We start from the raw sequence: 6463 nt of genomic DNA, 5'->3' as shown, positions 1-6463 counted from the left end.
GGCACGTCGGAAGTTCAAGCTCTACGAAATAGGGCCCCCGGCGGCGGCGGTGCCCGGCGCCCGGGCCACGCTGACGGGCACCGTGCGGCTGGCGGGCAGCGGCCAGCCGGCCATCGGGGTGGCCGTGTACGTGGAGGCGCCGAGCGTGGGCGTGGCCACCGACCGCGAGGGCCGCTACGCCCTCACGCTGCCCGTGGGCCGCTACAACCTCAACATCCGGGGCATGGGGGTGCGCAGCACGCGGCGCCAGGTGTGGCTGCGCGCCAACGGCCGCCTCGACCTGGAAGTAGCCGCCGACGCGGCCGCCCTCACCGAAGTGGTGGTGGAAGGGCAGAAGGAGCGCAACGTGCGCGGCCTGCAAATGGGCGTGCAAAAGCTTGACATTAAGACCATCAAGCAGGTGCCCACGGTCTTCGGCGAGGCCGACATTTTGCGGGTCGTTATGTCGTTGCCCGGCGTGAAAACCGTGGGAGAGGGCAGCACCGGCATGAGCGTGCGCGGCGGCGGCACCGACCAAAACCTGGTGCTCTTCAACGACGCCACTATCTACAACCCGGCCCACTTGTTCGGATTCTTTTCGGCCTTCAACCCCGACGTTATCAAGTCGGTGGAATTGTACAAAAGCGCCATTCCAGTGCGCTACGGCGGGCGTTTGTCGTCGGTGCTCGACATTGTGGGGCGCGAGGGCAAGCGCACGGCCTTTGGCGGGGCAGGGGGCATTGGGCCCCTCACCAGCCGCCTGGCGCTGGAGGGGCCCCTGGCCGGCGGCAAGGGCTCGTTCATCGTCAGCGGCCGCGCCTCGTATTCCGACTGGCTGCTGAAGCGCGTGCCCAACAGCGCCTTGCAGCAGAGCGCGGCCTCGTTTTACGACCTGAACGCCTACCTGACCTACGACTTCAGCCCCAAGAACTCGCTGTACGCCAGCGGGTACCTGAGCCACGACCGGTTCCGGCTGGCCAGCGACACGGTGTACGAGTACCGCAACACGGCGGCCAGCCTGAAGTGGCGCCACTCGTACTCGCCCCGGCTGCAAAGCACCGTCACGGGGGCCTACAGCCGCTACGGCTTCAGCCTGGCCACCACCCGCAACGCGAATTCGGCTTCCACCTTCAACTACGACGTCAACCAGACTTCGCTGAACGCCAACTTTACCTACTTGCCGCACCCCAAGCACACGCTGGAGTTTGGGGGCAGTTCCATTTTGTACAATACTGCGCCCGGCACCCAGCAGCCCGGCAGCCCCGAGTCGCTGCTGCTGCCCACCACCATCCAGCACGAGCGGGCCGTGGAAAGCGCCCTTTATGCGTCCGAGCGCTTCGACGTCAGCCCCCGGTTTTCGGTGCAAGCGGGGCTGCGCTACGCGCTGTTTCAGGCGCTGGGGCCCCGGGCCGTGGCCCAGTACCTGGACGGCATCTCGCGCAGCGAAAGCACCCAGACCGGCACCGCGAGCTACGGCACGGGCCAGGTGCTGGCGCACTACGGGGGGCCCGAGTGGCGGTTTTCGACGCTGTACGAGCTGACGGCGCACTCCTCGGTGAAGGCCAGCCTGACGCGCATGCGCCAGTACATCCACCAGCTCACCAACACCACCGTGATATCGCCGACCGACAGCTGGAAGTTAAGCGACCAGTACATCCGGCCCCAAGTGGGCGACCAGGTGTCGCTGGGCTATTACCACAACTTCAAGCGCAACACGGTGGAGTTTTCGGTGGAGGGCTACTACAAGCGCACCCAGGACTTCCTCGACTACAAGCCCGGGGCGGTGCTGCTGCTCAACCCGCACCTCGAAACCGACCTGGTGAGCGCCGTGGGCCGGGCCTACGGCGTGGAGGTGCTGCTGCGCAAAACCGAGGGCAAAATTAACGGCTGGCTGAGCTACACCTACGCCCGCTCCTTGGTGCAGGTGAACACGGCCACCGACGTGGTGAACAACGGCAACTGGTACCCCAGCAACTACGACAAGCCCCACGACGTGACGCTGGTGGGCAACTACCGCTTCAGCCAGCGCTTCAGCACCTCGCTGAACGTGAACTACAGCACCGGCCGGCCCATTACGCTGCCGCTGGCCAAGTACGTGGTAGACCAGGCCGTGCGCGTGTACTACTCCGACCGCAACGCCTACCGAGTGCCCGACTACTTCCGCATGGACTTCGCCGTCAACATCGAGGGCAACCACAAGAGCAAGAAGCTGGCCCACAGCTCGTGGACGGCCGCCGTATACAACCTCACCGGCCGCCGCAACCCGTATTCGGTGTACTTCCAAACGGTGAACGGCCAGATCAAGGGCTACAAGCTCTCGATTTTTGGGGCCCCTATTCCCACCGTCACCTACAATTTCCGCTTCTAATTATTCTATTTCATGGCCCGTTTCGCCACCGCTTCGTTTGCCCGCTGGGGCCCCCGGCTGGCCCTGCTGGGGGCCCTGGGCGGGTGCGTGGAGCCGTACGCACCGGAAATTATTGATGCGCCCAACAGCTTCTTGGTCGTGGATGGCTTCATTAACGGCAACGGGCGCACCCGCATCCAGCTCACGCGCACCCTCAACGTGGCCGCTACCACGGCCCCGCCAGTGGAGAAAGGAGCGAAGCTTTTCATCTTGGACGATGCCGGTACACGCTACCCGCTCACAGAAAAAACCGCCGGGGCGTACCAGTCCGACAGCCTCCTGCTGAGCCCGGCGCGCCAGTACCAGTTGCGCATTACCACCACGGCGGGCAACGCTGTGTACGAATCGGCCCGAGTGGCCCTCAAGGCGACGCCGCCCATCGACCAGCTGGGCTGGCGCGTGCAGGACGAGCAAGTGCGGCTGCTGCTGAGCACCCACGACCCCGCCCAGGCCACGCGCTACTACCGCTGGGGCGTGGCCGAAACCTGGGAGTTCAACGCCGCCTTTCAGTCGTACCTGGAATACGACCGGGTGAAGGACGACATCGTGGACCGCACCACGCCCATCTACACCTGCTGGCACACCAACCGGCTGTCGGCCATCAAGCAGGGCAGCTCGGCCCAACTCAGCCAGGATGCCCTCGCGGACGTGGAGCTGCTCCACTTTCCCCGGCAAGACGAGCGGTTCAAGATTCGCTACAGCCTGCTGGTGAGCCAGTACGCCGAAACGGCCGAGGAATTTGCGTACTACGAGCTGCTGCGCAAGAATACGGAGGCCGTGGGCACCGTCAACGACCCGTTGCCGGTGCAACTCACCGGCAACGTGCGCCGGGTGGACAACGCCCAGGAGCCCGTGCTGGGCTACGTGGGGGCCCACACCGTGCAGCAGAAGCGCATTTTTATCACCCGCGCCGAGCTGCCGTTCGTGGACTTTTACCAGTACGACACGCCCTACAAAAATTGCGTGGTCGACACGTTGAAGGGCGCCGCTAATGATCCGAACGTGGTGCCCATTTCCAGAACCAGAAACCCAGACGGCATCCTGGCCGGCTCGCGCAATTGCGTGGACTGCCGCCAGCGGGGCAGCAACGTGAAGCCCAGCTTCTGGTAGCGGCCCTGGGGCCCCGTTCTTGACTTTTCCTTTCTGCTCAGCATGCGCCACCGCTTTCCTTTCCTTGCCCGCTGGGGCCCCCGGCTGGCCCTGCTGGGGGCCCTGGGCGGGTGCGTGGAACCGTACGCGCCGGACGTCATTGATGCGCCGGCGAGCTACTTGGTCGTGGACGGGTTTATTAACGGCAACGGGCGCACCACCATTTTGCTCACGCGCACGGCCAGCCTGGCCGCCCCGGGGGCCCCGGCGGTGGAGAAGGGGGCCAAGATTTTTATTGCCGACGATACAGGCGCTCGCTACGCCCTGACCGAGAAAACCAGCGGTACCTACCAGTCCGATAGCCTGGTGCTGAGCCCGGCGCGGCGCTACCAGCTGCGCTTCACGCGGGCCGCTGGCGCGGCGGCCTATGCCTCCGATCTGGTGCCGTTGAAGGTGACGCCGGCCATCGACCAGCTGGGCTGGACTTCTGATGGCACCCAGGTGCAGCTCGCGCTGAGCACGCACGATGCGCAGCAGCAAACGCGCTACTACCGCTGGGGCATTACCGAAACCTATGAGTTTCACTCGGCTTTCAACTCAACGCTGGAGTACGACCCCGGGCAGCGGAAAGTGGTGTTTCGCACGACGCCGATTTACACCTGCTGGCAAACCGCGCGCTCGTCGGCCATCCGCCAGGGCAGCACGGCCCAGCTCAGCCAGGACGTGCTGACCAACTTCCCGCTGCTCACCATCCCGGGCCGGGCCGAGCGGCTGGCGATTCGCTACAGCGCCCTGGTGAGCCAGTACGCGGAGACGGCCGAGGAATTCGCCTACTACGAGCTGCTGCGCAAGAATACGGAGGCCGTGGGCACGGTCAACGACCCGCTGCCGGTGCAGCTCACGGGCAACGTGCACCGGGTGGACAACGCCCAGGAGCCGGTGCTAGGCTACGTGGGGGCCCACACCGTGCAAACCAAGCGCCTGTTCATTGCCCGCGCCGAGCTGCCCTTGCCCGCCAACTGGGCCTTCGACAATCCCTACCAGAGCTGCACGATTGGCGATTCGCTGGCCGCGGCGTCCTTCGTGGGGCAGGGCACGGTGCCCATTGCCTACGTGCCCATGGTACCGCTCTACACCGGCGCCACGCGCGAGTGCGTGGACTGCCGCCTGCGCGGTAGCAACCTGAAGCCCAGCTTCTGGTAGCGGCCCCGGGGCCCCGTTCTTGACTTTTCCTTTCTGCTCAGCATGCGCCACCGCTTTCCTTTCCTTGCCCACTGGGGCCCCCGGCTGGCCCTGCTGGGGGCCCTGGGCGGGTGCGTGGAGCCGTACGCGCCGGACGTCATCGACGCGCCGGCGAGCTACTTGGTCGTGGACGGCGCCATCAACGGCAACGGCCCCACCACCGTACTGCTCACGCGCACCATCAACCTGGCCGCCCCGGGGCCCCCAGCGGTGGAAAAAGGGGCCAAGCTCTTCATCGTGGACGATGCCGGGGCGCGCTACGCCCTGGTGGAGCGGGCCAGCGGCACGTACCGGTCGGATAGCCTGGTGCTGAGCCCGGCGCGGCAGTACCAGCTGCGCATCACCACGGCCACCAACGTGGCCTACGCCTCGGACCTGGTGCCGCTGAAAATCACGCCGCCCATTGACAAACTGGGTTGGGACATCGACGCCACCCAGCTGCGGCTGCTGCTGAGCACGCACGACGGCCAGCAGCAGTCGCGCTACTACCGCTGGGGCTTCGTCGAAACGTGGGAATTCCACTCGGCCTACAATTCGTCGTTGGAGTACGACTACGCGCTCAAGCAAATTGCGCCCCGCAGCACCCCCATCTACACCTGCTGGCGCACGGAGCGCACGTCGTCCATCCGCCAGGGCAGCACCGCCCAGCTCAGCCAGGACGCGCTGACCGATTTCGGCGTGCTTAACATATCGAACCGGGCCGAGCGCCTCCAAATTCGCTACAGCGCGCTGGTGAGCCAGTACGCCGAAACGGCCGAGGAATTTGCGTACTACGAGCTGCTACGCAAGAATACGGAGGCCGTTGGCAGCGTCAACGACCCCTTGCCGGTGCAGCTCACGGGCAACGTGCACCGGGTAGACAACGCCCAGGAGCCCGTGTTGGGCTACGTGGGGGCCCACACCGTCCAGCAAAAGCGCATCTTTATTGACCGCGCCGAGCTGCCCCGCGGCCTGGGGTTCGACAGCCCTTACCAGGACTGCACCACCGCCGAGGAGCTGCTGTTTGACCCCTTCGGGGACACCATTCTCTATCCCAACACCCGCATTTTTGGCGACTCATCCCTCGTGCCGATTGATTTGTATTTTGGCCCGCCGCCGGGCGGCCCCACTATCCTGGGCTACACCGGCTCTAGCCGTGCCTGCGTGGATTGCCGCCTGCGGGGTACCCCCCGGAAGCCCAGCTTTTGGTAAGTTGCCGTTTTCTGCCCCTTCCGCTACGAAACACCTTAGTTACTGCCTCTGCCCGTGCGCCCCACCTTCCTTCCCCTCGTTTGCCTGGCCGCTGGCCTGGCGCTGCTGCCCGCCGCCGCCCGCGCCCAGGGCCCCGATTCGCTGGCCCAGCCGCTGCGGCGTTACGGCCGGCAGGCGCTGGTGGAGGAACTGTTTGTGCACTGCGACCGGCCGGCCTACGCCGCGGGCGAAACCGCTTGGCTAAAGATGTACGCCGTGGACGGCACCTTCCACCGCCCGCTGGCCCTGAGCACCGTGGCCTACGTGGAGCTGCTGGGCCCCGACCGCCGCCCCGTGCTGCAAACCAAGCTGGCCCTGCGCGACGCCCAGGGCCAGGGCACGCTGGCGCTGCCCGCCGGGCTGCCCACCGGCCGCTACGTGCTGCGCGCCTACACCAACTGGATGAAAAACGCCGGCCCGGACTTCTACTTCCAGGCCCCCCATTTCGGTGGTGAATACCTGGCAGCCGCTGGCCGCGCCCCGCGCCCGTAGCCCGCCGGGGCCCCAGCCGCCACT

The 6463-nt window shown here is 66.1% G+C and carries 5 protein-coding genes; all 5 read left to right on the top strand.

Translation table 11 applies throughout. The features are described from left to right. The coding region (locus tag BEN49_RS09490) for a TonB-dependent receptor (RefSeq protein WP_083325955.1) at positions 1-2347 on the top strand (2347 nt) is incomplete at its 5' end. A gap of 12 nt (positions 2348-2359) precedes the next feature. Then, positions 2360-3496 carry a DUF4249 domain-containing protein gene (locus tag BEN49_RS09485; RefSeq protein WP_070742783.1) on the top strand — a complete coding sequence of 379 codons (1137 nt, stop codon included), beginning with the start codon at positions 2360-2362 and terminating at the stop codon, positions 3494-3496. A gap of 42 nt (positions 3497-3538) precedes the next feature. Next, positions 3539-4678, top strand: coding sequence for a DUF4249 domain-containing protein (locus BEN49_RS09480; protein ID WP_070742782.1), 1140 nt, complete (start codon positions 3539-3541; stop codon positions 4676-4678). 42 nt (positions 4679-4720) lie between these two features. Beyond that, the gene (locus BEN49_RS09475) at positions 4721-5908 is read left to right on the top strand and encodes a DUF4249 domain-containing protein (RefSeq protein ID WP_070742781.1); all 1188 of its coding nucleotides are present in this window, start codon (positions 4721-4723) and stop codon (positions 5906-5908) included. Positions 5909-5962: 54 nt separating this feature from the next. Next, a complete protein-coding gene (locus BEN49_RS09470) occupies positions 5963-6439 on the top strand; it encodes an MG2 domain-containing protein (protein ID WP_070742780.1) in 477 nt (158 codons plus the stop codon). Positions 6440-6463 lie beyond the last annotated feature (24 nt).

The organism is Hymenobacter coccineus, from assembly GCF_001816125.1.
GTDB lineage: Bacteria > Bacteroidota > Bacteroidia > Cytophagales > Hymenobacteraceae > Hymenobacter > Hymenobacter coccineus.
This window is presented reverse-complemented; position numbering and strand designations above follow the sequence as displayed.